Source organism: Hydrogenivirga sp. 128-5-R1-1, from assembly GCF_000171895.1.
Genome location: NZ_ABHJ01000545.1, coordinates 1 through 1,003 on the forward strand (window position 1 = coordinate 1; position 1,003 = coordinate 1,003).

A 1,003-nucleotide genomic window follows, 5' to 3' on the forward strand; every position below is an offset into this window, starting at 1 on the left:
TTGCAGATATGGGAATAGAGTCATTTTTAATAGCCTCATCTTTAGAAGGAGTAATTGCACAAAGACTTGTTAGAAGAATATGTGAAAACTGCAAAGAAGAAATAAAACCTTCTGAAAATGAAAAAGAGTTTATAAAAAAACATCTACACATAGATAAAGATTTTAAACTTTATAGAGGAAAAGGCTGTGAGCAGTGCTTAAACACAGGATATAAAGGAAGGATAGCTATCTATGAAATAATGAAAATAGATGAAGATTTCAGGTCTTTAATATCAAAAACAACAGACAGCAAAACAATAAGATATTATGCAGTAAAAAATGGAATGAAAACATTATTACAGGACGGTCTTAGAAAAGCAGTTGACGGAATAACGACAGTAGAAGAAGTACTATCGGTGGCAAAACAGTAAAATGCCAGTTTTTAAATATAAAGCAGTTAATAAAAATGGAAAAGAAATAACAGGAACAGTTGAGGCAACTTCCGTTTCTCACACACGTAATATTTTAGTCTCAAAGAATTTAGTGCCGCTTGAAATAGAAGAAATAGGCAGAAAGACAAAAAAATCTTTAAATATAAAACTTTTCAAAAAAAGTATAAATCCGGATGACCTTGTTTTAATTCTTTATCAGCTTGGGCTTTTACTTGATAAAAATGTTCACATAACATCTGCCCTTGAAATAGTAGCCAAACAGCAGGAAGGCGCTGAGCTTAAAGAAAAACTCCTTAAAACTAAGGCTCTTATAGCTGAAGGAAAATCTATAGCAGATGCCTTTGAAGAAGTAAAAATATTCCCAAAATTCTTAATTGAGATGATAAAAGCAGGAGAAGCATCAGGGGCTTTAAGCAGTATATTTTTATCAGCCTCAAATTTTATAGAAAAGCAAAACAGCTTTAAATCTCAAATTATAAATGCATTAATTTACCCATCAATTGTTATAGGAGTTGGATTTTTAGCCCTTATTATTATAATGAACGTTGTTGTACCAACTGTTGTTAAAATTT

At 30.9% G+C, this 1,003-nt stretch carries 1 protein-coding gene and 1 pseudogene; both read left to right on the forward strand.

Annotated elements, in window-relative coordinates; all coding sequences use genetic code 11:
• Positions 1 to 410 (forward strand): annotated as a pseudogene (locus tag HG1285_RS00055) (type II secretion system protein GspE); the annotation flags it as partial.
• A 1-nt stretch (position 411) separates the two neighbouring features.
• Positions 412 to 1,003 (forward strand): type II secretion system F family protein (locus HG1285_RS00050; protein ID WP_008289771.1); only part of this gene is annotated, 592 nt, incomplete at its 3' end.